The organism is Streptomyces sp. NBC_01261, assembly GCF_036226385.1.
In the GTDB taxonomy this organism is placed as follows: domain Bacteria; phylum Actinomycetota; class Actinomycetes; order Streptomycetales; family Streptomycetaceae; genus Streptomyces.
In genome coordinates, this window is record NZ_CP108463.1 from 10,694,450 (window position 1) to 10,720,286 (window position 25,837).

A 25,837-nucleotide genomic window follows, 5' to 3' on the forward strand; every position below is an offset into this window, starting at 1 on the left:
GGGTCCAGCCAGTCGAGTGGGCCGAGGCAAGGCGGTGAGGGAACGGCCAACGGTCCGGAAGGGCATGGTGGTTGCTCCGGGCATTCTGGTTCGGGGGCGGAACACACTGCTCCGGCGCACGATAGGCAGGGGCGCCGGTGAGGTTCGGGAACAACCGGATGAACGTGGACTTTTTTCGGGGCGACACTTCGGCGGGCGGCGTCTAGGGGGCCTCCGCCATGCGGCGAGCGACGCGTCGATCCTGCCCTGGGCAGTGATGGCCGAGGCTGTCGGCAGACCTAACCGTTCGTCAAGTGCAGAGCGGTTACGCCCGCGAGGACGAGGTCGATCCCGGCGAGGAACTGCTCGCGGTCGTCGTGCCCGCGCACTTGGTCCGCGACGGCCCGGGTGAACGGGTAGTCGTCGGGGTCGAGTTGCTCCCAGGCCGTCGATACGGCGTCGAGGAACTGGGCGCGGTCGGTGTCGGGCCCGAGAGTGCGGGCGCTCATGGTGTTCGCGGCGTTCTGGCCTGCGGCGCCGAGGATGTAGTGCATCAGCGCCGAGGTCGCGGTGAACCAGCCGGCCTCGGGCACCCCCAGTGCGCGGACCTGCCGGCCGATGGTCTCGAAGAGCCGCGGCGCCACCGGCCCCCAGGGGCTGTGGGAGATCTGCGTCGCGAGTTGCGTGGCGAGCCAGGGGTGCTCCTCGATCGCGTCGAACAGGCCGAGCGCGACGGCGCGGATCCCGTCCTGCGGCGCGTCCGGAGACCCGGCGGGCTCGACGGCCAGGGCCGCGGCTACGACGGCGTCGGTGGCGGCGCCGAGCAGCTCGCCCTTGTTCGCCACGTGCCAGTAGATCGCCCCGGGCCCGGTGGCCAGGCGCTCGGTCAGCGTCCGGAACGTCAGCCCGTCCTCGCCGACTGCGTCGAGCAGCTCGACGGCGGCCTCGACGATGCGCTCACGGGAGAGCGCCTCCGTACGCCGCTGTGACCGGCCCGTCCGTGTTGCCATGCGGCCATCTTGACATAACTGGAGCGCTGTTCCAACAATGGAACGGCATTCCAGAGAGGTCGGCCGGAGCTCACCCGGCGACCCGGATCCCGACGGAGTCACCATGGACACGCACATCACGATCATCGGCGCCGGACTCGGCGGCCTCACCCTCGCCCGCGTCCTGCACGTCCACGGCATCCCGGCCACCGTCTACGAGGCGGAGCCCGCCCCGACCGCGCGTGCCCAGGGCGGGATGCTCGACATCCACGAGGACAACGGCCAGCCGGCCCTCGCCGCGGCAGGCCTGACCGAGGAGTTCCGCGGCCTCGTGCTGGAGGGCCGCGAGGCGACACGCGTCCTCGCCCCGGACGGGACCGTCCTCTTCGACGACGACAGCACGCGCGGACGCCCCGAGGTGCTGCGCGGCGAACTGCGCCGCATCCTGCTCGACTCGCTCCCGGCCGGCACCGTCCGGTGGGGGCACAAGGTGAGCGGTGTCCGCGCCCTCGGCGAGGGCCGCCACGAAGTGACCTTCGCCGACGGCACCGCCGTCACCACCAGCCTCCTGGTCGGCGCGGACGGCGCATGGTCACGGGTCCGCCCGCTGCTGTCCGGCGCGGCACCCGAATACACCGGCAAGTCGTACATCGAGACGTACCTGTACGACGCCGACACCCGCCACCCCGCGGTCGCGAAGGCGGTCGGCGGCGGGTCCCTGTTCGCGCTCGCCCCGGGCAAGGGCATCCAGGCACACCGTGAGAGCGGCGGCACCCTCCACACCTACGTGGCGCTGTCCAGGCCGCGGGAGTGGTTCGCCGACATCGACTTCACCGATTCCGTCACGGCGGCCGAGCGGATCACGCGGGAATTCGACGGCTGGGCCCCCGAACTCACCGCCCTGATCACCGAAAGCGACACCCCGCTGGTCCTACGGCCCCTCTACGCCCTACCCGTCGAACACCGCTGGGACCGCGTGCCCGGGGTAGCCCTGCTCGGCGACGCCGCCCACCTCTCGGCCCCGAACGGCGAAGGCGCCAACCTGGCCATGTACGACGGCGCCGAACTCGGCAAGGCCCTCGCCGCGCACCCCGACGACCCCGAAGCCGCCCTCACCGCATACGAGCAGCCCCTCTTCCCGCGCAGCGCCGCGGCCGCAGTCGACGGCGCCGACCTCAACGAGGTGCTCTTCGGCGACAACACGCCGCAGAGCCTGCTCGACATGTTCACCGGAGGCGAGTCGACCCGGTGAGTCATGTACCCCGTGACCCGAGGGGCAGAGGACTCGCTTACTCCGGCAGGTCGGCGCTGTCGAGGTGGCGGTGCAGGAATTCGGTGATGACGTTCATGACGGTCGCGGACGACCAGGCGAGTGCAGCATCCGAATCCGCGAGGACTCAGAAATCGCCGTGATTTGCCCCGGCCACGACATAGCGGGTGCTCTCTACGCCGGCGCTGAGAAGAGCCTTGTGCACGTGCTGCGTCTGGGAGGGGGGACGAGCATGTCGTCGCTGCCGTGGAGCAGAAGGAACGGCGGGGCCGAAGCCGTCACGTAGGTTGCGGGATCCGCGGCGCTCACCGCCTCGGGAATTTCCGAGAACAGTGCGCCTGCCTTGCCGACACAGGCCGAGAAATGCGTGGCCGTGCGCTGGTAGTGGAGCCGCGGCTCCTCGTCGAAGTCGTCGGCGATCGCCGAGAACAGAGAGGTGCCGAAGGCGTCAACCACCGCCTGCGCGACACCTGTTGAGGCGGGGCCCGAGTCTCCGGCGAACTCAGGCAGGTCACTCGTGACACCCGTCAGTGCCGCCACATGACCACCGGCCGACTCTCCCCAGAGGGCAACCGCACGCGGGTCGATACCGAAGTCATCCGCATGCTGCCGCAGATGGGCGAGGGTGGCCCGCACATCGTGGACGGAATCCACGTAGGTGCCACCGTCGGGTACGACGCGGTATTCGACACTGGCGACGACAAAGCCCGATGCGGCAACGTGTCGACGTACATCGAACGCCATCGCCCTGTTGCAGCGAAGGAACGCCCCACCGGGAAGGAAGACGACCAGCGGAAGCCGGTCTCCCGTCGCGGGCCGCAGAATGTCGGCCTTCAGCTCACGCGACTCCCCATTCGGTAGATCCACGCTGCTGAAGACGACGTCAGGGCGGGGAGCTTGGGGGCGGACCGGCTCTCAGGTGTCATGTAGCGAGTTTGTAACCGTCGTAAACAAGCGTCAATGAACATGGAGAGGCTTCCTCCACTTCCACGGAGGAAGCCGTCGCCGTGTCGAACGTGATCGGCTGACTGCCGCCGGGCCGGCCTGAACTCCGCCTGAGAGACGGCAGGTTCGTCACAGGCGCCAGGATGATGTCGGGGGAGTGGCGCCGCGGAACTCCGCGGATTCGGTGAACTCGGTGATGCCGGCAGGCTGTGGATTGAGCACGAGCGAGCGTCGGCCGAGGATCGCGTCGAGAGACCCGCCTTCCCAGACCAGCCGGCGGGGAACCTCGACCTCGACGATCCTCGGCGTGACCTCCCGCTCGGAGGTGCCTCCGTCCGAGGCGCGGCCCGAGATCTCCGCCCCGACCACGACCTCCTCGGCCTTCGCGCCGAGCGACACGGCCGGGTGCCACTGCGCCCACCCGTCCAGCGCGACGCTCACGCGCCACGTGACCCCGACCGGTCTACGGCACCAGTACGATCCGGCCGCGCCGACCGCCCCGGGCGAGCTGGGCGTGGGCCTCGGCGGCCTGGGACAGGGGGTAGGTCTGCGCCACGCGTGGCGTCAGGACGCCGACCTCGGCGAGGGCGGAGAGGTAGGCGAGACGGGTGGGTTCGGGGCCGGCGGTGGTGTTGCGTACGACCACGCCCCGCTCCGGTGTCGGCAGCACGTCGACGCGCACGCTCACGAAGACGCCGCCGTCGCGGACGGCCGCCAGCGCGGGTGCGCCCAGCGCCGCCGCGTCGAGCACACCGTCCACGCCTTCCGGCACGAACCGGCGTACCGCGTCGCCCAGTTGCTCGTCGCGCGCCACGAACCAGGTGACACCACGGTCGCGGAGGAACTCCTCGTCCTCGGGCCGTCCCTGTGCGACGATCCGCACGCCCCGCGTCCGTGCCAACTCGACGGCGTAGCCGCCCACGGCACCGGCGGCGCCCGTGATGAGCAGGGTGTCGCGAGGGCGCAGGGGGAGGTGGTCCAGGGCCATCGAGGCGGTCATCGCGTTGAGGGGGATCGTCGCCGCGAGCGTCAGGTCCATGCCCTCAGGGGCGAGGGCGATGGAGTTGAGGTCGGTCACCAGGTACTCGGCCTGTGCCTTGGTGGGGCGCTGCACGGGGGAGTGGAACACGATGACCGGTGTTCCGACCTTGAGGAGGACACCCGTACCGACCGCGTCGATCGTCCCGGCGGCGTCCAGACCGAGACCCGTGTACTCGACCTCGTCCAACGGTCCGAAGAACCCGCCCCACACGGCGGCGTCGGCGGGATTCAGCGCGGCGGCCGCGACCTTGACACGGATCTCGAAGGGGCCCGGTTCCGGGAGAGGAACCTCCAGGACCTCGACGGCCTCGGGTCCACCGACCTTCTTGACGACTGCAGCGCGCATGATGTCCGCCATTCCGTTTGCGTATCCGAACACCACAAACGCTAGGCGGGTTACGATCGATTAGTAAGTAGGCACTTCAAAGTGCGTTACAGGCCGCTCGGTGGGCGAGGCTGACGTCTGTCGCCTGCCGTCACTGGTCGGTCTGCCGGGCGTCGTAGCGTCCTCGCGCCTCGTCGACCTCGTCCGTCTTCTCGGCCGCCCAGTCGCGCACCTGGGACAGCAGGCCGTAGAGGCCCTGCCCGAGCGGGGTCAACTCGTAGTCGACGCGTACCGGCACGGTCGGCGTGACCGTCCGGGTCACCATCCCGTCGCGTTCGAGCATGCGCAGCGTCTGGGTGAGCATCTTCTGGCTCACGCCCGGGATCTCGCGGCTGACGTGGCTGTACCGCATCGGCTCGCCGTACGACCCGAGAGTGCACATCGTCAGGCTGACCCACCGGTTGCTGATCGTCGAGAGCAGGGCCACCGCGGGGCAGTCGTGCATGTACGCCTCGTACGTGCCGGGCTCGATCTGACGCGCCTGCTTCGCCTTGGTGGCCACCTGGTTCTCCCGTCAGGACTGCAACGCACTCAAGAGTGTCTACGTACCAATCGATCGTAACCCGCCTGCCGTGCGTCCCATTTGCGTGACTGGAGTCGTTCCACTTCGCAAACGAGGGGTGTGCTTCGCTCCTTCGAGAGTTTCACCGCGCCGCCGGGCGTCGTGGTGTCGGTGGCGTGATCCCTGATGTGTCGGACGGTGGAGCGGTTCCCGTGGTCCGGGTGTTCTCGGGCATTCGTCGATTGCTGGCCTCACGGATGGATGTGTTGATTAAAACGAACGATGTGTTCACTATTCCTCCCCTAGTTCGGTATAGTGAACACATGGTTCATTCGATCGCGGATTCTCGGGTCGCCGCACAGGCCGGCGCCTACCTCGACGACACCTACTTGGAACACGTCGACACGCGGGTGATCGCGGTCGGCGAGAGGGACGGGACGCCCTGGGCGGCCGTAGAGCACTGTCTGTTCCATCCGCAGGGCGGGGGACAGCCTGCCGACCGCGGGTGGTTGGGGGATGCGGAGGTCGTTCCGGTCCGGGATCGGGAGTCGGGGCTGGTTGTGGCTACGGCGGCTGAGGGCGGGGGGCTTCCGGACCTTGCCGTGGGGGAGTGGGTGCGGGCCCGGATCGATCTGCGGGAACGGATGCTGCATGCCGCGCTGCACACGGCCGGGCATCTCGTCGAGGCGGTCGGGCGGTCGCAGGGGTGGGAGATGGTCGGGAGCATTCACTTCCCCGGTCAGGCTCGGATCGAGTTCCGGGCGCCGCACACGGACGCGCGGCTGGGCGACCCGGACGGGCGGGAGGAAGCGACCGCCGCGCTGCGCGCCGCCGTGGCGCGCGCGGTCGCCGATGATCTGCCGGTCTTCGCGCGGTACCTCCCCGACGGTCGGCGCGTGGTGCATCTCGACACGCTGCACTCCGCGCCCTGCGGCGGCACGCATGTGCGCAGCCTCGGCGACCTGGCCGACGTGGTGCTGCCGACACTGAAGGTCAAGAAGGGCCGCGTCCGCGTGTCCTACACCGCGACCCACCGGAGCCGTTGATGACACCCCCGCCGTCCGGCCGTCGGCCGGTGAGCAGTACCGCGGCCGCGGTCGGCGCGAAGATCCGGCTGCGCCGTCAGCAGCGTGGGATGAGCGCGGCGGAGATGGCCCGGCGGGCCGGGCTGAGCAAGGCCACCCTGTCGCAGTTGGAGGCCGGGAACGGCAATCCTACGATCGACACCCTGGACGCGATCGCGATCGCCCTGCGCATCCCGATCGCCGACCTGCTGGCACGCGACGCCGACACCGGACCGGTCTTCCGGCCGGGCACGGACATCGAACCCGGCGAAGTCTCAAGGGAGTTGCTACGCCGGATCAGCAGCGGCAACAGCCTGGAGATCTGGCGGCTGCGCATCCCGCCGGAGACGGAGCTGGCCGGCGTACCGCACGCCACCGGCACCATCGAGCACCTGCTCGTCGCCACCGGGCACGTCACCGCCGGCCCCGTCGACACGCCGGAGGACCTGGGCCCGGGCGACATGCTCGCGTTCGCCGGTGACGCCCCGCACTTCTACCGGACCGGTGCCGATGACGTCGACATCACCGTCGTCTTCGCCTCTCCCATCAGCACCTGAGACACCGTCAACAACCAATACCTCAGCAGTATTTGAGACCGAGGAACCCCCGCTCATGAGCACCTCCACCATCGCCACCACTCCCTCCAGCCGTGCCTTCATCAGTGACAACATGGCCGGGGCGTCCCCGGAGATAGCCCGTGCCGTCGCCGACGCGGCCACCGGGCAGGTTCTGCCGTACGGCAACGACCCCTTCACCGACAGCGCCCGCCGCAGGCTCGGTGAGATCTTCGAGCGGGACGTCGATGTCTTCCCGGTCTCCACCGGGTCCGCGGCCAACGGCCTGAGCCTGGCCGCCCTCACCCCGCCGTGGGGGAGTGTGCTGTCCCACCCGGACAGCCACATCAACACCGACGAATGCGGTGCGCCGGAGTTCTTCACCAACGGGGCCAAGCTCGTCGGAGTTCCGGGCGCCGACAGCAAGATCGACCCCGGGGCGCTGCGGGCGGCGGTGCGTCGGCGGGCCGGTGACGTGCACAGTGTGCAGCCGTCCGCGGTGAGCATCAGCCAGGCCACCGAGAGCGGCAGTGTCTACACCCTGGCGGAGATCCGCGAACTGTCCGCCATCGCCAAGGACGCGGGGGTGCGCGTCCACATGGACGGGGCGCGCTTCGCCAACGCCCTGGTCCAACTGGGCGCCACCCCGGCCGAGATGACGTGGAAGGCGGGCGTCGACGTGCTGTCCTTCGGCGCCACGAAGAACGGTGCCATGACCGCCGACGCCATCGTCTCCTTCGATCCCGCGCTCGCCGGTGAACTGGCCTTCCGCGCCAAGCGTGCCGGCCAGCTCGCCTCCAAGATGCGCTTCAACACGGCCCAGATCGACGCGTACCTCACCGACGATCTCTGGCTGCGCAACGCCCGCCAGGCCAACGCGATGGCAGCCCGACTCGGCGATGGCCTCAAGTCCATTGGCGGGGCGGGTCTGTTGGCCATTCCGCAGGCCAACATCCTCTTCTGCCGTCTGGCCCAGGAGGTCACCGAAGGACTCCTCGCGGAGGGGTATGCCTTCTACCACGACCGGTGGGAGCCGGGGATCGTCCGCTTCGTCACCGCGTTCTCGCACAGTGCCGACGACATCGACCAACTGCTGGACGCGGTCCGCCGCCACACCCACTGACGGGTGTCGCCGCGGACCGCGTACCGGCTGACGCTCAACTCGGCGCCGGGAAAGGCGAGTTGGCGCCCACGGAGGTGCCGGGGGAGAGGGTGTGCCTCGTCAGGCGGTGACGAGCGGCTGGTGCGGGGGAGCGAGGGTCGGGCGGCTGATGTGCAGGTTCCTGGTGACCTCGGTCAGGTCGGCGATGAACATGCCGGCGAGTTCGGCGGTGAATCCGGTGCGCACCACGAGACGTAGGACGGAGACGTCCTGGCAGGGCGCGGGGAAGCTGTACGCGGGCAGATGCCAGCCGCGGGCGCGCATCGCGTGGGAGACGTCGAACACCGTGAAACCCTGCGTGCCGGGCGTCAACCGGAAGGCGAACGCCGGGAGTTCGGAGCCGTCGGTGATCAACTCGTAGGGCGCGATGGTCTGGATGCGCGCGGCGAGTGCGCGGGCCGTGGTGCGGCTCTGGGACGCCAGACCGCGCAGCCCTTCGACGCCGTAGCGCAGGAAGCTGTAGTACTGCGCTACGACATGGGCGCCCGGGCGGGAGAAGTTGAGGGTGAAGCTGGGGGAGCTGCCGCCGAGGTAGTCGACCTCGAACACCAGGTCGTCGGGAAGGGCTTCGGCATTACGCCACAACGCCCAGCCCAGGCCCGGGAAGACGTGGCCGTACTTGTGCCCCGATGTGTTGATGGAGGCGACGCGTTCGAGTTGGAAGTCCCACATGAGGCCCGGGTCGAGGAACGGGGCGACCATCGCGCCGGACGCGCCGTCGACATGCACGGGAATGTTGGTGCCGGTGGCAGCCTGGTAACCGTCCAGGGCCATGCAGATGTCCGCGACGGGCTCGTAGGAACCGTCGAAGGTGGATCCGAGGATCGTCACCACGCCGATGGTGTTGTCGTCGCAGTAGGCGGTGAGGGTGTCGGCCGTCAGGTGATAGCGGCCCGGCTCCATCGGGACGTAACGCGGCTCCACCTCGAAGTAGTTGGCGAACTTCTTCCAGCAGACCTGGACGTTCGCGCCCATCACGATGTTCGGGCGTGAGGTGTCCTTGCCCTGGGCACGGCGGCGTTCCTGCCAGCGGCGCTTGAGCGCGAGCCCGCCGAGCATGGCGGCCTCGCTGGAGCCGGTGGTCGAGCAGCCGCGGACCTGCTCCGCGTGCGGCGCGTGCCAGAGCCGGGCGAGCATCCGTACGCAGCGCTCTTCCATCGCCGTAATCTGCGGGTACTCGGCGCGGTCGGCGAGGTTCTTCTCGGCGGTCTCCGCCATCAACTCCCTTGCCTGCGGCTCCATCCAGGTCGTCACGAAGGTGGCGAGGTTGAGACGCGCGTTGCCGTCGAGCATCAGCTCGTCACGTACGCGGCGGCAGACCAGGTCGGGCTCCGACGCGAACTCGGGCAGCTCGTCGACGGGCTGGAGAAGGTCGACGGCCGGCGGGAGGCCGCCGCCGCGGGTGGCGGTCAGGGTGTCGAACTCGGCTTCGGGCAGGACGTCGGTATGCGGGATGGGCATGAGTGTCTGGATGCCTTTCTGGTCCGTGCGGCCCCGTGCACTCCGACGCTAGATCGCCGAGCGGTGCGGCGTATGTGCCGATTACACCGATCCAGTGATCGATTTGCGGACTGATGAACTGGATTTTCCCTTGTACATACTGGGCATTACTTTTTGCAGGGCTGATCTTGCCTGTCGGTGGGCTCTGACCAGGTTCTTTTGGGCGGCCGGGGTTGGTCTGTGTGTCTGGGGGCCGCCCCTTTGGCGCCGAGCACGGGGTGCCGTAGGGACAGCCTTTCTGTTGGGCAACGCGGTTTCGTTGGCCGCGAACGTCGCGGCGCCGCCGGTGCTGGTCGGGAGGTGAAGATCCTTTGCCGGCGCGGGTGTTGGTGCGGCGTCAGCGGATCACTTGATTCGGGCTATTGAGCAAGTCCCCCTGGTGAGTGGCCAGTTCAACCGGGCGGGTGTGTTTCGGTTGGCCGTTCTGAGCTGGACGGTGGTCAGTAGGATCGGCGCGGGGCACCGGGCTCCCCGCACCACTCGCGGGGTCGGGTCTTCGCCGAGGGCTTCATCCTGATGGTGAACACCCCGCAGACCGGGCACGCCTGGGCTTTTTTCATCGGCCGTGGCAGGTGCACCCAGTGGCCCGTCCGCCGGCCGATCGACCCGGACGACGGACGCTCCGCTGCTTCCACGACACCAGCGCCGCCGCGTCGAAGCCGTCCCGCTCGATCGTCACGCTGCTGCGGATCCCGGCAGGTCAGTGGCCGTGTCGTCCCGCCATCGCGCCAGATCCCGACTCGCCGTGGACATGGGCCGGACCGGAGCCCAAAGATCACCTGCAGCGCCGCTTCCGCTTGGCACCGCCGTAGCGGTGGACAGTCGGCTCCGGCAGGACTCGAACGCCGTGTCGCCCAGCGGTTCCCGCGTCGCTCACCGCAACCGGACATCAAGGATAGGAACATGTCATGAGCCTGCTCGGCCACAACCACCAATTGTCTCGACGCAGGTTCCTGACCCTCGCCGGCGGCGCCGCGGTGGCCACCGCGACCGGCATCGGATTCGCCCAGTCGGCGTCCGCGACATCCGCGGCTTCCGCAGTGACCGGCTACGGGATCGACTACTCCGACGCGTCGCTCACCGCCGGTTCGGTCGCCGCGGCGGGTTACGGCTTCGTGTGCCGGTACCTCAGCTGGCTGCCGAACTCGAAGGTCCTCACCCTGTCCGAGGCGCAGGCCCTGACCGCCGCGGATCTGGGCATCGTCTCCAACTGGGAGTCCGACGGGCTGCAGGACTGGCAGAGCGGTGTCCCCGCAGACCCCTACTCCCAGGGGGCCGGGCATGCCACCGAGGCGCAGCGGCAAGCGCTGGCCAACGGGATGCCGTCGTCGCGGCCGATCTACTTCAGCGTCGACTTCGACCTTCAGCCCTCGATGTATTCCGCGCTCAACTCCTACTTCGACGGCGTCGCCTCGGTGATCGGCCGGTCTCGGACCGGTGCGTACGGCGGCTACCACGTGATCGGGGAGCTCTTCGACAACGGGAAAATAGCCTGGGGCTGGCAGACGTACGCGTGGTCCGGTGGGAACTGGGACAGTCGCGCGCAGTTGCGGCAGGTCCAGAACGACATCACCGTCTCCGGCCATGACGCGGACCTCGACCAGGCGATGGCCGCCGACTTCGGGCAGTGGGGCGGCACGGGCGGCGGCAGTGGTGGAGGTGTCATCCTGCCGTCCTGGCCGAACATCACCGACGGCATGACGGGGCCCAGCGTGCAGGCGGCGCAGTATCTCCTTCGCTATCACGGTGCCTCGATCACCGCGGATGGTCAGTTCGGGTCGGGCACGCTCGCCGCTGCGAAGAGTTTCCAGTCCGCGCATGGTCTCGGCGTGGACGGTCAGATCGGCCCGCAGACGTGGTCGGCGCTGGTCGTCCAGGTTCAGGACGGCTCCAGTGGCGACGCAGTCCGGGCCGCCCAGGTGGAGCTGAATCGGTTCGGCTACGGCCTCACTGTCGACGGCAACTTCGGCTCGGGCAGTGTCAGCGCCGCTCGGGCTTTCCAGTCCGCGCACAGCCTGGGTGCGGACGGCCAGGTCGGACCGCAGACCTGGCAGATGCTCGTGGGCACCGGGAACGGCGCCTCGGGCGGTAGCACCGTCGCGCCGCCCTGGCCGAACGTCATCGACGGCGACACCGGGAACAACGTGCTGGCCGCGCAGTACCTACTGCGGTACCACGGTGCCTCGATCACCGCCGACGGTCAGTTCGGGTCGGCCACCCTTGCCGCTGCGAAGAGTTTCCAGTCCGCGCATGGTCTCGGCGTGGACGGTCAGATCGGCCCGCAGACGTGGTCGGCGCTGGTCGTCCAGGTTCAGGACGGCTCCAGTGGCGACGCAGTCCGCGCCGCCCAGGTGGAGCTGAACAAGTTCGGCTACGGCCTCACTGTCGACGGCAGTTTCGGCTCGGGCAGTGTCAGCGCCGCTCGGGCTTTCCAGTCCGCGCACGGCCTGGATGTGGACGGCCAGGTCGGACCGCAGACCTGGCAGATGCTCGTCGGCAGCTGATTGCGAGTCCCTCCGGCGGCGGGTGTGCGGGGCGGGGCGACGGCGCCGGTTCGTTCGTCCCGCACTCGCTTGCCGTGGGGGAGACAGACCCGCTCTCCGGGGTGCTCAGGGCGGCCGAGTGGACGGTGATTGACGGGTGCTCGGTGGCGCTGACGACGCGCTCGTTGAGGTCAGCCGGGATCGCTTCGGGGGAGAGGCAGATCGGGTAGGGCTCCGGGGTGACAACCTGGCCTCGGGGGCGTCTGCTTCGACCGGCCCGAGTGACCGCTGGTGTCGGCGCCCTACGCGCCCTACGCGCCCTTCGCGCCGTTCGTGAAGAAGGCCATGGGCGACTTCCAGGGTTCAGGCCCTGGTGATGTCCCGGCCCGGCATCGGCTCCGCGAGTGCTGTCCGCCATTCGGGCGCACCGAAGGTGTTCGCGAAGTACTGCGTCTCGTGCACCACGTGCCCGTGGGCGAATTCCATGATGCTCACCGAGTACGAGGGCGCCCCGTCGTACGTGATCACACACTCGCTCACCCACAGTTCCCCGCTGCCGGTGATCCGGAGGACGGTGAAGTGCCGGTCGGCAGGGTGGCCGCCGCGTTGCGCCGCGATCGTCGCGCGACCCCGGAACCGTTCCCCCGACTGGGGATAGTCGAGGATCGCGTCCGGCGCGTAGATCGCGTGCTCGGTTTCGCCGTCTCCCCGCTCCGAGGCCTGCCAGTGTTCCTCGATCGCGGCACGGGTTCGGATGTCAGGGTCCATCGCGCGGTCCCTTCTGGGGGCGGCCGAAAACGATCCGGGGGCTTGTCGACGCCGCGACCCGGGCGCCGGGTGCTGGGCCCAGGCACACAACGGCAACAGCGTAGACCGTCCGGCCAAAGCAGGCCTGGCCGCAGCCCTCGCCCGGAACGATTCGTGGACCGTGCTGTGATCTCGACGCCGGGGGTGGCCCCTCCGTGTATCGGAGAGGGTTCGCTTAGCGACGAGCGCCGCCACCCGGCCCGTTCAGGGAGATGTCGTCGGCGTAGTACGTGCCCTGTGCGTACCAGCCGTGGACGTAGATGGTCGCGGTGGTCTGGGACGCGCCAGTGGTGAAGGAGACGGTCAGTCGGCGGTAGGCGGAGAGGGAATTGGTCCAGGTGGAGGTGGCCCCGTTCACGCCCAGGTAGACGTAGGCGCCGCGGACCCAGCCGCTGAGTGAGTAGGCGGTGTTCGGTCGTACCGCGACGGTCTGGTCGCACTGCGCGGTCTCGCTCGAACTCACCGTCCCCCGGAGGGCTTTGGAGCCCGAGTGCACGGGAGAGGTGACGATCGATCCCGGGTTGCCGGCGCAGGTCCACGGCGAGATCCTGCCCGACTCGAAGCCGGGGTTGGTCAGGACGTCCGCGGCCCCGACCGCGCTCGGGGCGATCGACGCCGGGGCAGCCGAAGGGCTTGCCGGGGGTGCGGCCGGGGTGGCTTCGGTGGGGCTGGGGATCAGGAGGGAGCAGCCGAAGCCGGCGACGGCCGCCGCGGCGACCGCGACCACCACGGCCGCCCGGCGCTGTCCGGGCCCCAGGCGCGGGCGGTCCACGGGGCTCGGGGGCCCGACGTCGCCGTAGGGCGCGGGGAGTTCCTCCGTCCTGCCGCCGGGGACGGACGGGAGTTCCTCTGTGTCGCCGCCGGTCGGGGTGTGCGGGACGGGTGTGGCCTCGGTTGTGTGGGTGCGGTAGTGCTTGTCCTGGCGTATGTCGTCGAGGAGTTGGGCCAGCGCGTCGGTGCGGCGCGGGCGCAGCACGCGGACGGGTTCCAGCGCGGTGCGGTCGTCCGGTGGGCCGGAGGCGGGTGGTGTGGGCACGGTGCGTTCCTTCCGTCCCGTGGCGGGGACCGGGGCTGTCCCTTGCGGAATTGATACGCAACTCGCGCGTCGGAGGTTCAGCCGGTGCACCGCAAGCTCCAGGGCGCGTTGGTCCGGCAGGACCGCACAGCGCGTACGTGGGGAGTCGGCCGCTTTCCTTCAGGTCGGCTGCGGTTGGCTGCGACTCGCGCACTTGATCGCCGAAGCGCCTGAGGACGACCGTCGGAAACCGGCACTTCGGCAACCAGTTCATCCCTCGCTGCTCGATTCCATTCCCCGTATCCGGGGTCTGCGCAGACGCCCCGGGGATTCACACCGAGGATCGCCCGACATGGCGCCGCACCGTTAGTGAGCGGCGCCGGGTCCGCTGAGCGGAACAGGGGGCGACGGCGGGCTGTCGGCGGAACACGCTGTCCACGAACAAGGCGATATCGGATAGGGGATATCGGATATCGGGTTTCCGGTCGACAAGTCAGAGGAGTCACGACGATGAAGATCCGAAACAGGATCACTGTCCTGGCGGCGACGTTGGTGAGTTGCGCGGGCATGGTCACGTTGGCGACGGGGGCCAGCGCCGCCACGCCGACCGCGGACTCTGCGGCGGGTATCACCGCCCGCGTCACGGCAGCGGCTTCCGCGAGCAGCTATCACACGATCAAGAACATGGCCTACAGCCAATGCGTGGACGCGCCCGGCGGGGTACTCAACGTCAGACTTCAGCTGGCCAACTGCAACGGTTCCAGCACCCAGAACTGGGCGTTCGTGTCGACCGGTGCGACGGACACCTACTACCTGGTGAATCAGGCGAGTGGGTACTGCGCCGAGGTCAACAACGGCACCAGCGTTCCCGGAGAGGCCGTCGACGAATACCTCTGCGACGGGCTGGCGTCGGAGCAGTGGGTCGAAACCGCCGCGATCGTTGACCAGAAGGTCGGCGCGAAATTCCGGCACGCGGGCACCAACCTGTGCCTCGACACGGTCAGCAGTACCGGCAGCCAGCTCATGCAATGGAGCTGCGACGACGCACACCCGGCAGCGGCCCAGGTGTGGACCGTGAGTTAGATCGTTCCTGAGAGGCCTGCCGTTTACCGTGCCGGCGATTCCCGCCTTGTCGAAAGGGCGGGGTGGGCGGTCGGATGGATATCGCGCCTGCCCCGCATTCCGAGAATCCCACAAAGGCTTTGCCCGTGCCGCGTTCCGTGACTGAGAATTCTCGGCGTGGCAGACAGGGGAACCAGCGAAGAAGAGGCACCGGACGGCCTGTTGCGCTGGTGCCTCGTGGCCAACGTGGCGCGGGAGACCGCGAGCACGGCGAGGGCGGCCTCGACATCCAGCACGGCACGAAGTACTTCCGCACGGGTGCCCTGCTGTGGATCGCGCCCGTCCGGTGGGACCCCGGCTGGGGTCGCTGGCCTGCGGTGGGCAGGCACCGCGGGAACGGTCGCCGGTACGTCAACATGGTCGTGCGGGCGGAGGACCTGGAGAACTTCCGGGCCAAGGGTGTCTACAGCGAGGCTCTCGTCCGGGGCCTCAACGGCTACCGGCACGACCCGGCCGCCCCGCGGACCCTGCAGAAGCCGTGGACGCGCGAGCGGGCCCGGAGCTGGGCGGACGGCTGCAACAGCCACCGGGAGCCGCTCTTCATCGAGGGCCACCCCTACGCCCACCCGAGGATGTCCGTTCCCAACCCTCCGCCGGCGGAACTCCAGGTCGACGGTGAGACGCTCCACCTCGCCCACTTCGGCACCAGGGGAGCCCGTTACAGCCGTAGACCACCGCCCGGGGAATGGACTCCCGAGCCCTGAGCGGGACGTTCGACAGTCTCGCCGGGGTCCGTGCGCCGACGCGGAGCCGGCCGAGGTTTCCCTCCGGGCCGGGAACAGTGTGAAAGTCTCCTGTTCCCGCCCCCGGAGTGTCACCAAGGCCGGCGCAGCGCGGCATCAGTACTGCTCGGTCTCCACGAAACCGGCGTCCACGTCGTCGTCGGCACCATAGGTGTCGGCAGCGGCGGACAGATTCAGTCCGGGCGGGCTGTCCTTGAGGCCGAGGCCCATGCCGGCCAGCTTCTCCTTGACCTCGTCGATGGACTTCGCACCGAAGTTGCGGATGTCCATCAGGTCGGCCTCGGAACGCGCCAGGAGTTCACCCACCGAGTGGACGCCCTCGCGCTTGAGGCAGTTGTAGGAGCGGACTGTGAGCTCAAGCTCCTCGATCGGCAGGGCGAGATCGGCGGCGAGGGCGGCGTCCGTCGGGGACGGGCCCATGTCGATGCCCTCGGCGTCGATGTTCAGCTCGCGGGCGAGACCGAACAGCTCGACCAGGGTCTTGCCGGCGGACGCCATGGCGTCGCGGGGACGCATGGCCTGCTTGGTCTCGACGTCGACGATGAGCTTGTCGAAGTCGGTGCGCTGCTCGACACGGGTCGCCTCGACCTTGTACGTGACCTTCAGCACGGGCGAGTAGATCGAGTCGACCGGGATACGCCCGATCTCCTGACCGACCTGCTTGTTCTGGACGGCGGAGACGTAGCCGCGACCGCGCTCGACGGTCAGCTCCATCTCCAGCTTGCCCTTGCCGTTGAGCGTGGCGAGGACGAGGTCGGGGTTGTGCACCTCGACACCGGCCGGGGGCGCGATGTCGGCGGCGGTGACCAGACCCGGACCCTGCTTGCGCAGGTACATCACGACCGGCTCGTCCTGCTCACTGCTGACGACGAGCTGCTTGATGTTGAGGATCAGGTCGGTGACGTCCTCCTTGACGCCCGGCACGGTGGTGAACTCGTGCAGCACTCCGTCGATACGGATGGACGTGACCGCCGCACCCGGGATCGAGGAAAGGAGCGTACGGCGCAGGGAGTTGCCAAGGGTGTAGCCGAAGCCCGGCTCCAGCGGCTCGATCACGAACCGGGAGCGGAACTCGTCGACGACCTCTTCGGTCAACGAGGGGCGCTGAGCGATCAGCATGCGGTGTTGCCTCCAGTGGTTTGGCGCCCGCTATGTGACGCCGTAGACACCACGAAGCCTACGGGGCGGCACGGGCGATACGGGCTCCGCCGTGGCCGAACCGCCCGTCTCCCCGACCTGGCGAGGGGACTTTGGGCTGATCGCAGCCGCCCGCCACCCCCACCCACAACCGTTTCCGCCTTGCCCATGCCCCCAGCACTCGGGTGCGCGGGACGGGCAGGTATGGATGTGAGGTCAGGGTCGGCTGATGTCGTGGTCATGGAGTATATGCGGCTCCAAGATCGGATCGATCAGCGCGGGGCGGTGCGGAGCGTGCGTGGATCGTGCGGAGCCGAGTGGGTCGGGCGACGGTGCCCGGTCACTCGGTGCCGCGTGACCAGGCAGCCCGGAGCCGGGCGTAGACCCCGCCCGCCGGCCGCAGCTCGTCGGGGCGCCCCCGCTCGATGACCCTGCCGTCGTCCATCACCACCACGCTATCGGCGGTGGCCGCCTGGGACAGACGGTGGGCGACGGCCTGGTAGTTCCCCACCTGGCCCGCTCGGTCGCCGGCCCCGACCACCGCTGGCTGCTGCCGTCCTTCATGGTCGTCGGCTCGCCCCTGCTTCTCGCCTCCGACGTCGTCGGCCGGGTGATCGCCCGCCCCGGCGAGATCCAGGTGGGCATTGTCACGGCCTTCGCCGGAGCACCCGTCTTCATCGCCCTCGTCCGCCGCCGAAGAATCGCCGAACTGTGATCGCCCCGACCGTGCCCACCTCCGCACCCACCCCGCGCACCGGCCGCCGCACGGTCTGGTCCGGAGTCACCAAGATCTACTCCGCGGACAAGGGCGTACGGCTCGAAGCGCTCGCGCAGGCCCGCCCCGACCTGCTGATCGACGCCGTACAGCCGGACGGCACCCTCCAAGTCGCCTCGCAGCTGCCGGAGATCAGCAAGATCGCGCCTGTCGTCGGGCTCAGCATGTACCGCCCGATCGAGACCATCGCGGCCACCGCCGACCGGCTTACCCACTCCCTGGGCGTCGATCTAACCGACAAAGCGGCCAAGACCGGTTACTTGCGGGCACACACCAAACTGAAGACCGCCATCGACGCCGGCCCCGACCTGCGCGTGGGCTTCGTGTTCGGCATCGACAAGGACACCGTCGGCGTGATGAACCCCAAGACCTGGGCCGTCCTCAAGACGGTGAGCGCGCTCGGCATGAACCTGGTCCCCGTGCCCGGCGGCGCAGACAACACCTACAGCCAGGCGGTCAGTTGGGAGAACGTCCCGTCCATCCCGGCGGACCTGCTGGTGTGGGCCGTCTCCGACCCGCTGCCGGACAACCCCCTGTGGAAGCGTGCCCCCGCCGTCCGCGCCGGGCAGCTCTGGAAGCCCGACCTGGCCTCCTGGTACGCGTACAGCTGGTCGAACTGCACGGTGCTGCTCGACGGGCTCGCCACCCATGTGCACAGCGCGCGGCCGGGCGTCGGCCCGCAGTCCGCCTCCTGACGTTCCTCAACTCACCCGCGTCAAGCCCACAAACACCCCTCCACACTTCTCCGCATCCCTCAACACCCCTTCTCCCGAACGACTTTGGACTACCCCATGCTCACCTCATCTCCGGCCAGGGCGTCCGGTCCGCGCCGTCTGCTGACCGTTGTGGCCGCCACCGCGATGGCGCTGACCCTGGCCGGCTGCGGCTCCTCTTCTGCCTCCACCTCGTCCGGCGGTACGGCAACGTCCCGGACGGTCGCCACCGCTCACGGCAAGCGCTGGAAGGCCACGCCCAAGGTGACGACCGGCGCGGACATCGACTACGAGGAGATCGCCGAGCTCAGGCCCGACCTGATCGTCGGCGTCGACGTCCCCTACCTGTCCAAGGCCTACGAGAAGCTGTCCGCCATCGCGCCGACCACCTTCGCGCCCTTGAAGGACACCGCCACCTGGTCCGCATACCCGGACGCGACAGCGCGGTACGACGACAGGATCGCGGCGGTACGCAAGATCTACGGCACGGAACTGGCCGACGCCCGCTGGGACGTCATCCAGGGCGGCTTCGACAACGGCAACTACTGCCTCTACGGGGCCGATTCACCGGTCGGAGCGATCCTGAGCGAATCGGCGTACGGTTCGCGTCGGCGACCGCCTCCGTCGCCGAGGGCGACACCGAGTCCGTGTCCTACGAGCGGGCGGACCTGCTCAAGGACGCCGACTGCGGCGTCTACTACACGAACAACGACGGTTCCCCCGCCAACAACATCCAGAAGCTGTTCGCCCTCCAGGCATTCAAGGACCTCCCGGTGACCAAGTCCCACCACCTGGTGGGTACTTCGGACTTCCTGCCAGGCTCCTACTCGGACGCCATCGGCGTGCTCGACGGCCTGGAAAAGGCCCTGCACACGTAGCCGAGGACGGACCGAACACCGGGGGTGGCCCGTTCCAGTAGGCGATAGGCCGCCCCCGCGTTCATCACGCGCAAGCAGGCCGAAGGAGACGCCGAATCCTGGCCCCGGGCGGACTTCGTCGAGCAGGTCGTCGCCCTGCAGTGCCGACGGCAGACGCGATCCGCGACGCGAGCCGGGTCCACACAGATCTACGACAGGTCCCCGATCTGCACGCACGCCCTCGCCGCCTATCTGGGACGCCCCGTCCCGGAGGCGCTCTCCGCAGAGATCGGCCGGATCACCCGCGAACAGATCTACGAGCGGCAGGTCTTCTTCATCCGCCCCTACGACCTGGTGGAGGTGCCGCCCGGTGAAGTCGCCGATCGGGCGGCACTGATCGCGACGACCATGGCACGGCTCCTGTGGTGACCCACAACTCCGCAAGGGCGGGGGGTAGTTGGGCGATGATCTGGCCGGCGGACAGCTGGTGGGGGTAGTGGTGCACGCGGGTGGCGGGGTCGGGGATACCGACCTTGTCGAGCCACTCCACGGCCAGGGCCGAAACAGCGCGCCGTCATCGCGATGGCGCTCGCCCTGGGCACCCGGCTCATCGTGGCCGACGAGCCCACCACGGCCCTGGACGTCACCGTCCAGGCGGAGATCCTGGAACTCCTGCACCGCTGCCGCGCCGACTTCGGCACCGCCGTGCTCCTCATCACCCACAACATGGGCGTCGTCGCCGACCTTGCGGACCGGGTGGCCGTGATGAGCGAGGGCGAGATCGTCGAACAGGCCCCGGTCCGCGCACTGTTCGCGACGCCCGCCCACCCGTACACCCGCGAACTCCTCGCCGCCGTACCGGTCTTCGGCGAGCAGAGCCGTACCCCGGCGTCCGCGCAGGACGACGAGCGGCCGGTCGTACGGGCCGCCGGTCTGGTCGTCGACTACCCGGGGCGGCTGGGCAGGAAGGGCTTCCGGGCGGTCGACGACGTGAGCTTCGAGATCCGGCCGGGCGAGGTGCTCGGCCTGGTGGGGGAGAACGGCAGCGGCAAGACCACCATCGGCCGGGCGGTCGCCGGTCTGACGGCCGCGACCGGCGGTGAACTCACCGTGTTCGACGAGCCGTCGGCGACCCGGCTCAGCACCCGCGGCCGGGCCGGTCACATCGGATACGTCTTCCAGGATCCGGCGGCCAGCTTCAATCCGTTGCTCACCATCGGCGACAGCATCGCCGAACCGCTGACCGTCCACCGGCGCGAACTCGGGGCCGCGGCCATCCGGGCCGAGGCCGAGGCGCTCCTGAACTCCGTCCATCTGCCCAGCGGTTACGGCGACCGCTACCCCCACGAACTCAGCGGCGGCCAGCGACAGCGTGCCGCCCTGGCCCGGGCGCTCGCCCTCCGGCCCCCGCTGCTTGTCGCGGACGAACCCACCTCGGCCCTCGACGTGTCCGTCCAGGCGCAGGTGCTCGACCTCTTCGCCGAGCTCCAGCGGGAGTTGGGCTTCGCGGCGCTGTTCATCAGCCATGACATCGGTCGTGGAACAGGTCGCCGACCGTGTCGTCGTGCTGCACCGGGGCCGGAGCGCCGCGTCCGGTTCCACCGCGCGGGTGCTGGGCAGTCCACAGGACGACTACACCCGGCGGCTGGTCGCTTCCCTGCCCGTCGCCGACCCGGTACGACAGAGCCGCCGGCACAGCCTTGGCGAAGGAGTCGCAAGCGCATGACCGACACCGTGAACGATCTTGTCGCAGAGGTACTGAACAGCACGCCCGTCATCGACGGCCACAACGACCTGCCCCTGGCGCTGCGCGCCCGCTCCGGCTACAGCGTCGAGGGGCTGGACGACGGCCGCCCCGACCTCCACACCGACCTGCCCCGGCTGCGCGCCGGAGGGGTCGGCGCGCAGTTCTGGTCGGTGTACGTCTCGTCCCAACTCCCCGAGCCCGAGGCCGTGGTGGCCACACTGGAGCAGATCGACGCCGTGTACCGGCTCGTCGCCCGCTACCCGGACACCCTGCGGATCGCCTACACCGCGGCCGACGTAGAGCACGCGCTCGCCGACGGTCGGATCGCCTCGCTGCTCGGCATCGAGGGCGGCCACAGCCTCGCCGAGTCCCCGGGCGTCCTGCGGTCGTACGCCCGGCTCGGCGTCCGGTACGTGACCCTCACCCACAACGACAACACCACCTGGGCGGACTCCGCCACCGACGAGCCCGGCGTCGGCGGCCTGAACGACACGGGCCGCGCGATCGTCGCCGAACTCAACCGCACCGGCGTGCTCGTGGACCTCTCCCACGTCGCCGACTCCACCCAGCGCGCGGCCCTCGCCGCCTCGACCTCCCCGGTGCTGTTCAGCCACTCCTCCGTGCGCGCTCTCAACGACCACCCGCGCAACGTCGCCGACCCGGTCCTGGAACTGTTGCGGGACAACGGCGGTGTCATCCAGCTCACCTTCGTCCCGTACTTCATCTCCGGCGAAGTCGCCCAGTGGGGAAAGGAGTTGCAGGCCGAGCGTGAACGTCTCGGGCTGTCCGCGCTGCCGTGGACCTGGCCGCGCGCACCACGTCCCGGCGAGGACCCGGCCCGGGTCGCCGAGGAGTTCGCGACGGCCTCCACCGAGCCCGCCGACGACCGGCTGCTCCGCTGGACCGAGAAACACCCGCGCCCGGAGGTGACGGTGGCCCAGGTCGCCGATCACGTCGAGCACGCCCGCGAGGTGGCGGGCCGGAACCACATCGGCCTCGGCGGCGACTACGACGGCGTCGACCACCAGCCCACCGGCCTCGGCGACGTCTCCGGCTACCCGGTGCTGCTGCGCGAACTCGCCGACCGCGGCTGGTCCCGGTCCGACCTGGAGGCGCTGACCGGCCGCAACGTGCTGCGCGTCCTGCGTGAGGCCGAACACCGCGCGACCGAACCGCTGTGGCCCACGGCTCCGTTGCGCTGACATACCGACAGAGGCATGCGATCCGCCCGCGCCGTGGAGGGGGACTCGGCGCGGGCGGATCCTGGGACGCGGGTCGGTCAGTCCTGCGCCGCCCGCGCCGGTCCGGAGACGTCGACCGTCTCGCCGACGGCCGCGGGCTCGGCGAACGCCGGCTCCTCAGGGGCCGGTGACGAGGCCGTCTCCGGTGCGGTCCTCGGCTGACGGCGTGACAGCCCCACGCCGACCAGACACAGCGCACCCCCGGTGAGCGCCAGGCCGGACGGGAACTCCCCCAGCGTGGGCCAGGCCAGCAGCACGGTGAGGGCGGGCACGATGTACGACACCGCTCCCAGGCGCCCCGCCGGCATGCGCGCCAGCGCGTACGACCAGGTCCAGAAGGCCAGTGCCGTCGGCAGCAGCCCCAGGTACAGCACCCCCGCCCAGGCCCCGGCCGACGCGTCGCCCAGATCCGTGACGAGCTGACCCGCGAAGGGCAGGCAGGCGACGGCACCGATCGTGCTGGCGTACGCGGTCACCTGCAACGGCGACGCGTGGGACAGCGCCGGCTTCTGGAAGATGACGCCGACGGCGTGACCCGCCGCCGCTGCCAGGCAGAGCAGCACACCGAGGACGGCCGAGTCGCCGCCCCCGCTGGACGCCCCCGCCAGCGCCGCGCCCACGAAGGCCACCGCGAGGCCGATCAGCAGGGGACGCGGGAAGCCCTCGTGCAGCAGGAACCCGGCGAGCAGCGCCACCAGCAGCGGACCGGCGCCGATGAGCAGCGCCGCCGTCCCCGCGTCCGTGTGCCGCTCGCCCCAGTTCAGCGCCACCATGTACAGCCCGAACCAGAACACGCCCATGCCGGCGATCCCCGGCCACGCGGCGCGCGGCGGCAGGCCCTCGCGCCGGAACGCCACGACGGCGAGGAGCGCGACGGCACCGATGAGGAGCCGGCCGAGCGCGAGGGGGCCGGGCCGCACGCTCTCGCCGATGTGCCGGATCGCCACGAACGCCGAGGCCCACAGGACCATGGTGAGCACTGCGGCGACCAACGCGGAGACCGGAGTCTTCGCGAGGGTGGGGGACGTCTCATGCTGTGCCATCGGGCAACTCCCTGTTCGCTCCGCGCAGGACGCGGCGGAGAATCTTTCCCGTGCTGTTGCGGGGCAACGCGTCGATGAACTCGACGTCCTCGGGGACCTTGTACCAAGTGAGCTTCGAGGCCGTGGTCGAGCGGATCGTGGCCGCCAACGCGGCGAGCCGGTCGACTCCGGGCGCGGGGACGACGTAGGCGCGCAGGCTTGTCGTGCCGTCGGCCCGGCGCACCGAGCAGACGGCGGCCTCGCGTACTCCGGCGATGCCGGTGATCAGGTCCTCGACCTCGATGGGGTGGACGTTGGCCCCGGCGACGATCTCGATGTCGTCCACCCGCCCGAGCAGCCACACCAGTTCCTTGGCGTCCACGCGCGCGGAGTCCCCGGTGGCGAACCACTCGTCCGGGCGGAGCCGGTGCGGCGGCAGGCCGCCGCGCCGCACACCGGGGCCGATACCGGGGCCGGAGATCTGCAACCGCCCGACCTCGCCCTCCGGTACGGGCTCGCCCGCGTCGTCGACGACGCGCACCCGGTACGGCGGAAGAACGCGGCCCAGGCTGTACGGGTGGATCTCGTCCGGGCCGTTGGCCAGGACGGCGTGCCCGATCTCGCTGGTGCCGCAGATGTTCAGCAGCCGCGGTCCCAGCACGCGGCGCAGCCTGTCCTCCAGCGGCCGGGGCAACGTCTCCCCGGCGACCAGCGCCAGCCGTAACCGGCCCAGCAGGTCGGCGACTTGGGGGCGGGCCAGCAGCCTGGCGTAGAAAGTGGGCTGTGCGTAGAAGACGCTCACGCCGTGGCGTTCCAGGAGTTGGGGGACGTTCGTCTCGTCCGCGCGCTGCGGGGACAGTACGACGACGGCGCCGCGCTGGAGCGGGAGCAGGACCGAGTTGCCCAGTCCGTAGGCGAAGTACATGCGCGACACGGAGTAGCAGACCTCGCCCTGACGGAGCGTCAGGACACTGCCGATCGCCCGGTCGAAGTGCAGGGCGTCGCCGTGGTCGTGGAAGCAGAGGCGGGGCGCTCCCGTGGTGCCGGACGTGAACACGGCGAAGGCGGGGGCGTCGGACGCGAGCGGTTCGGGAGCGTCGGCGCCCGCCGGGTCGTAGGCCTCCGTCAGTTCTCTCGGGGTCACGCTGCGACCGCGGAACTCCTCGCGGAGCGACGCGTCGGCGACGACCAGCGAGGCCTCGGCGATCTCCTCGCTGGAGCGCAGTTCGTCGGCGTGGAAGAACGTGTTGACCGGTACGGCCACGGCGCCGATCCGCAGGACGGCCAGGAACGTCACCACGAAGGCCACGCTGTCGGGCAGCGCCAGCAGTACCCGTTCGCCGCGCCCGACACCAAGTCGCCGCAGGGCGGCGGCGGTTCGGCGCACCTGCTCGTACACCTCGCCGTAGGAGTAGCGGTGCGTGCCTTGGAGATACGCGGTCCGGCCGAGCCAGCCGTTGCGGCGCGCGAGGTCCTCCAGCCGTACGGAGAGGTTGCCGTCCGCCGGGACGGTCTCGGGCGGCGCGGCGGGTATGCCCGTGAGGATGTCCGTCACCTGCACACTCCCTCGATCTCGACCAGCAGGTCGGGACGGCAGACCGCGACGTTGAAATACGAGACGTCCGTGTCGGCGGGGAGCGTCGACTCGACGATGTTCCGTACGACGGGAAGGTGCTCGGCGTCGCGTACGTAGACCTTGACCTGGTCGAGGTCCTTGACGTCGTACCCGACACCGTCCAGGCCGTGGCCGCTGAGATTGTCGCCGCCGACGAGCGCCCCGATGTTGCGCAGCGTCTCCTCGGTCTGCAGGGCAACGCTGTCGGGGTGGACCGTGTCGTCGCCCAGGATGCTGGCCGTGCCCGAGACGAACAGGGTCCCCGTCGCGGACTCCGGTGCGCCGACGTCCTTGAGGAACGTGGCCCGGGCGAAGCTCGGCGACTTCGGCCCGTACTGGGAGGGGTACTTGTACGCGGGCGTCTGCCGAGGGTTCTCCAGGTGGACGGCCCGACCGGGCTTCGCCGCGAGGAAGCAGACGTCGACGCCCGGGGAGAGGGTGCCGATGCCGGTGGCCGCCGACAGCTGGGGGAAGCGGTCGGCGGAGGCGGCGAACGCCTCCGCCCGGCCCACGCAGAAGTCGCGGTAGATCTCCATGCCCTCCGCGTTGGGGCTGGTGATGCCGCCGATGAGGTTCCACATGCGGACCAGGTCGGTGTAGCCGTGCTCCCACGCGAACTCCAGGGCGTTCGCGTACAGTTCGCGCACCGGACGGCGGTACACCGGCTGAGGGCCGAGGCGAACGGCGTAGAAGAGGTGCTCGCCGTCCTCGGCGAAGACGGCGTCGCCGGCGACGCCGGTCCGTACCGGGAGAGCGGTCCGCCAGATCTCCTCGACGGGACGCACGTGCTCGTTGGTCATGTGGGTGGTCAGGAGCGGAGCGGCGTCGTCCAGTGCGGCTTCGGCGGGGACGTCCGTGAAACGGATCCGCCCCAGGATGCTGCCGCGCGGGGCCACAGACCCCTCCGGCGCGACGGTCGTGACGGGAACCAGGTCGGACCAGAGGCCCTGTAAGCGTGCCTCGGGCTGACGGTTACTCATGGATCTCCTTGTCTCTGCCGCGGCCGTCGGGGGTGTGACGGAGGCGGTCGACCGGCAGGCGCTGCACGGGTGTTGCGGGACGGTGAACAAAGCGGGCAAGGGTTCGGCACCTGATCTGTTCCTGTTGAAGAATCCATGGTGGAAGCCTTGGCCGGGCAGCCACAGGCTTGCGTCAGGCACGATTACGAG

General features: G+C 69.8%; 20 protein-coding genes and 4 pseudogenes. 12 read left to right on the forward strand and 12 right to left on the reverse strand.

The window, feature by feature from the left end:
- Positions 1-278 precede the first annotated feature (278 nt).
- A complete protein-coding gene (locus OG226_RS47510) occupies positions 279-989 on the reverse strand; it encodes a TetR/AcrR family transcriptional regulator (protein WP_329352711.1) in 711 nt (236 codons plus the stop codon).
- Between the two features lie 103 nt (positions 990-1,092).
- Between OG226_RS47510 and OG226_RS47515 the strand changes: the two genes are divergently transcribed.
- Positions 1,093-2,220 carry an FAD-dependent oxidoreductase gene (locus OG226_RS47515; protein WP_329352712.1) on the forward strand — a complete coding sequence of 376 codons (1,128 nt, stop codon included), beginning with the start codon at positions 1,093-1,095 and terminating at the stop codon, positions 2,218-2,220.
- A gap of 192 nt (positions 2,221-2,412) precedes the next feature.
- On the opposite strand, the gene OG226_RS47520 is transcribed toward OG226_RS47515, so the two are convergent.
- The 4 genes and pseudogenes from OG226_RS47520 to OG226_RS47535 all read right to left on the reverse strand — a co-directional run bounded on the left by OG226_RS47520 (position 2,413) and on the right by OG226_RS47535 (position 5,111).
- Entirely contained in the window at positions 2,413-3,105 is a 693-nt protein-coding gene (locus OG226_RS47520) for an alpha/beta hydrolase (RefSeq protein ID WP_329352713.1), read from the reverse strand.
- A 207-nt stretch (positions 3,106-3,312) separates the two neighbouring features.
- Positions 3,313-3,636: pseudogene (locus tag OG226_RS47525) on the reverse strand (SRPBCC family protein); the annotation flags it as partial.
- Positions 3,637-3,646: 10 nt separating this feature from the next.
- Positions 3,647-4,570, reverse strand: coding sequence for a zinc-binding dehydrogenase (locus tag OG226_RS47530; RefSeq protein WP_329352714.1), 924 nt, complete (start codon positions 4,568-4,570; stop codon positions 3,647-3,649).
- 130 nt (positions 4,571-4,700) lie between these two features.
- A complete protein-coding gene (locus tag OG226_RS47535) occupies positions 4,701-5,111 on the reverse strand; it encodes a winged helix-turn-helix transcriptional regulator (RefSeq protein ID WP_443044893.1) in 411 nt (136 codons plus the stop codon).
- Positions 5,112-5,434: 323 nt separating this feature from the next.
- Here OG226_RS47535 and OG226_RS47540 point away from each other — a divergent pair, with 323 nt between their 5' ends.
- Genes OG226_RS47540 through OG226_RS47550 form a run of 3 tightly spaced genes read left to right on the forward strand, consistent with a single transcriptional unit; the run spans position 5,435 to position 7,852 of the window.
- Positions 5,435-6,157 carry a metal-dependent hydrolase gene (locus OG226_RS47540; RefSeq protein ID WP_329352715.1) on the forward strand — a complete coding sequence of 241 codons (723 nt, stop codon included), beginning with the start codon at positions 5,435-5,437 and terminating at the stop codon, positions 6,155-6,157.
- Between the two features lie 29 nt (positions 6,158-6,186).
- A complete protein-coding gene (locus tag OG226_RS47545) occupies positions 6,187-6,732 on the forward strand; it encodes a helix-turn-helix domain-containing protein (protein ID WP_329352716.1) in 546 nt (181 codons plus the stop codon).
- Between the two features lie 55 nt (positions 6,733-6,787).
- Positions 6,788-7,852, forward strand: coding sequence for a threonine aldolase family protein (locus OG226_RS47550; protein ID WP_328685739.1), 1,065 nt, complete (start codon positions 6,788-6,790; stop codon positions 7,850-7,852).
- Between the two features lie 99 nt (positions 7,853-7,951).
- Here OG226_RS47550 and OG226_RS47555 read toward each other — a convergent pair whose 3' ends face one another.
- Entirely contained in the window at positions 7,952-9,352 is a 1,401-nt protein-coding gene (locus tag OG226_RS47555) for a glutamate decarboxylase (protein ID WP_328685740.1), read from the reverse strand.
- Positions 9,353-10,299: 947 nt separating this feature from the next.
- On the opposite strand from OG226_RS47555, the gene OG226_RS47560 reads away from it, so the two are divergent.
- The gene (locus OG226_RS47560) at positions 10,300-11,895 is read left to right on the forward strand and encodes a peptidoglycan-binding protein (RefSeq protein WP_329352717.1); all 1,596 of its coding nucleotides are present in this window, start codon (positions 10,300-10,302) and stop codon (positions 11,893-11,895) included.
- A 342-nt stretch (positions 11,896-12,237) separates the two neighbouring features.
- Here the strand turns inward: OG226_RS47560 and OG226_RS47565 are convergent, their stop codons facing one another.
- Complete coding sequence (locus OG226_RS47565; protein WP_329352718.1) at positions 12,238-12,642, reverse strand: nuclear transport factor 2 family protein; 405 nt, start codon at positions 12,640-12,642, stop codon at positions 12,238-12,240.
- A gap of 226 nt (positions 12,643-12,868) precedes the next feature.
- Positions 12,869-13,357: pseudogene (locus tag OG226_RS47570) on the reverse strand (carbohydrate binding domain-containing protein); the annotation flags it as partial.
- Positions 13,358-14,206: 849 nt separating this feature from the next.
- On the opposite strand from OG226_RS47570, the gene OG226_RS47575 reads away from it, so the two are divergent.
- A complete protein-coding gene (locus tag OG226_RS47575; protein WP_329352719.1) occupies positions 14,207-14,779 on the forward strand; it encodes an RICIN domain-containing protein in 573 nt (190 codons plus the stop codon).
- Between the two features lie 209 nt (positions 14,780-14,988).
- On the forward strand, positions 14,989-15,522 hold the full coding sequence (locus OG226_RS47580; protein WP_329352720.1) for a hypothetical protein: 534 nt from the start codon (positions 14,989-14,991) through the stop codon (positions 15,520-15,522).
- Positions 15,523-15,657: 135 nt separating this feature from the next.
- Here OG226_RS47580 and OG226_RS47585 read toward each other — a convergent pair whose 3' ends face one another.
- Positions 15,658-16,680 carry a DNA-directed RNA polymerase subunit alpha gene (locus OG226_RS47585; protein WP_033280953.1) on the reverse strand — a complete coding sequence of 341 codons (1,023 nt, stop codon included), beginning with the start codon at positions 16,678-16,680 and terminating at the stop codon, positions 15,658-15,660.
- A gap of 493 nt (positions 16,681-17,173) precedes the next feature.
- On the opposite strand from OG226_RS47585, the pseudogene OG226_RS47590 reads away from it, so the two are divergent.
- The 5 genes and pseudogenes from OG226_RS47590 to OG226_RS47610 all read left to right on the forward strand — a co-directional run.
- A pseudogene (locus OG226_RS47590) lies at positions 17,174-17,413 on the forward strand (iron chelate uptake ABC transporter family permease subunit); the annotation flags it as partial.
- Positions 17,410-18,168 carry an ABC transporter substrate-binding protein gene (locus OG226_RS47595; RefSeq protein WP_329352721.1) on the forward strand — a complete coding sequence of 253 codons (759 nt, stop codon included), beginning with the start codon at positions 17,410-17,412 and terminating at the stop codon, positions 18,166-18,168. The pseudogene OG226_RS47590 and the gene OG226_RS47595, both read left to right, overlap by 4 nt.
- Positions 18,169-18,264: 96 nt before the next feature.
- Positions 18,265-18,963, forward strand: a complete 699-nt coding sequence (locus OG226_RS47600) for an ABC transporter substrate-binding protein (RefSeq protein WP_329352722.1) — start codon at positions 18,265-18,267, stop codon at positions 18,961-18,963.
- Positions 18,964-19,598: 635 nt separating this feature from the next.
- Positions 19,599-20,769, forward strand: a pseudogene (locus OG226_RS51770) (ATP-binding cassette domain-containing protein); the annotation flags it as partial.
- Positions 20,766-21,992 (forward strand): dipeptidase, encoded by a 1,227-nt coding sequence (locus tag OG226_RS47610; protein WP_329353720.1) that lies wholly within the window; start codon positions 20,766-20,768, stop codon positions 21,990-21,992. The pseudogene OG226_RS51770 and the gene OG226_RS47610, both read left to right, overlap by 4 nt.
- A gap of 77 nt (positions 21,993-22,069) precedes the next feature.
- Here the strand turns inward: OG226_RS47610 and OG226_RS47615 are convergent, their stop codons facing one another.
- The 3 genes from OG226_RS47615 to OG226_RS47625 are packed head-to-tail and all read right to left on the reverse strand — an operon-like array spanning position 22,070 to position 25,648.
- The gene (locus OG226_RS47615) at positions 22,070-23,074 is read right to left on the reverse strand and encodes a DMT family transporter (RefSeq protein ID WP_328685749.1); all 1,005 of its coding nucleotides are present in this window, start codon (positions 23,072-23,074) and stop codon (positions 22,070-22,072) included.
- Positions 23,061-24,608, reverse strand: a complete 1,548-nt coding sequence (locus OG226_RS47620; RefSeq protein WP_329352723.1) for a class I adenylate-forming enzyme family protein — start codon at positions 24,606-24,608, stop codon at positions 23,061-23,063. The genes OG226_RS47615 and OG226_RS47620 overlap by 14 nt, the downstream gene beginning before the upstream one ends.
- Positions 24,605-25,648, reverse strand: coding sequence for an FkbO/Hyg5 family chorismatase (locus OG226_RS47625; RefSeq protein ID WP_329352724.1), 1,044 nt, complete (start codon positions 25,646-25,648; stop codon positions 24,605-24,607). The genes OG226_RS47620 and OG226_RS47625 overlap by 4 nt, the downstream gene beginning before the upstream one ends.
- Positions 25,649-25,837 lie beyond the last annotated feature (189 nt).

What these genes read in the sequence shown, in the direction of transcription:
- OG226_RS47625 (WP_329352724.1), bottom strand. Translation starts at nt 25,648, where the DNA reads ATGAGTAACCGTCAGCCCGAGGCACGCTTACAGGGCCTCTGGTCCGAC.
- OG226_RS47600 (WP_329352722.1), top strand. Translation starts at nt 18,265, where the DNA reads ATGCTCACCTCATCTCCGGCCAGGGCGTCCGGTCCGCGCCGTCTGCTG.
- OG226_RS47610 (WP_329353720.1), top strand. Translation starts at nt 20,766, where the DNA reads ATGACCGACACCGTGAACGATCTTGTCGCAGAGGTACTGAACAGCACG.
- OG226_RS47565 (WP_329352718.1), bottom strand. Translation starts at nt 12,642, where the DNA reads ATGGACCCTGACATCCGAACCCGTGCCGCGATCGAGGAACACTGGCAG.
- OG226_RS47530 (WP_329352714.1), bottom strand. Translation starts at nt 4,570, where the DNA reads ATGCGCGCTGCAGTCGTCAAGAAGGTCGGTGGACCCGAGGCCGTCGAG.
- OG226_RS47550 (WP_328685739.1), top strand. Translation starts at nt 6,788, where the DNA reads ATGAGCACCTCCACCATCGCCACCACTCCCTCCAGCCGTGCCTTCATC.
- OG226_RS47540 (WP_329352715.1), top strand. Translation starts at nt 5,435, where the DNA reads ATGGTTCATTCGATCGCGGATTCTCGGGTCGCCGCACAGGCCGGCGCC.
- OG226_RS47615 (WP_328685749.1), bottom strand. Translation starts at nt 23,074, where the DNA reads ATGGCACAGCATGAGACGTCCCCCACCCTCGCGAAGACTCCGGTCTCC.
- OG226_RS47515 (WP_329352712.1), top strand. Translation starts at nt 1,093, where the DNA reads ATGGACACGCACATCACGATCATCGGCGCCGGACTCGGCGGCCTCACC.
- OG226_RS47510 (WP_329352711.1), bottom strand. Translation starts at nt 989, where the DNA reads ATGGCAACACGGACGGGCCGGTCACAGCGGCGTACGGAGGCGCTCTCC.
- OG226_RS47555 (WP_328685740.1), bottom strand. Translation starts at nt 9,352, where the DNA reads ATGCCCATCCCGCATACCGACGTCCTGCCCGAAGCCGAGTTCGACACC.
- OG226_RS47585 (WP_033280953.1), bottom strand. Translation starts at nt 16,680, where the DNA reads ATGCTGATCGCTCAGCGCCCCTCGTTGACCGAAGAGGTCGTCGACGAG.
- OG226_RS47560 (WP_329352717.1), top strand. Translation starts at nt 10,300, where the DNA reads ATGAGCCTGCTCGGCCACAACCACCAATTGTCTCGACGCAGGTTCCTG.
- OG226_RS47575 (WP_329352719.1), top strand. Translation starts at nt 14,207, where the DNA reads ATGAAGATCCGAAACAGGATCACTGTCCTGGCGGCGACGTTGGTGAGT.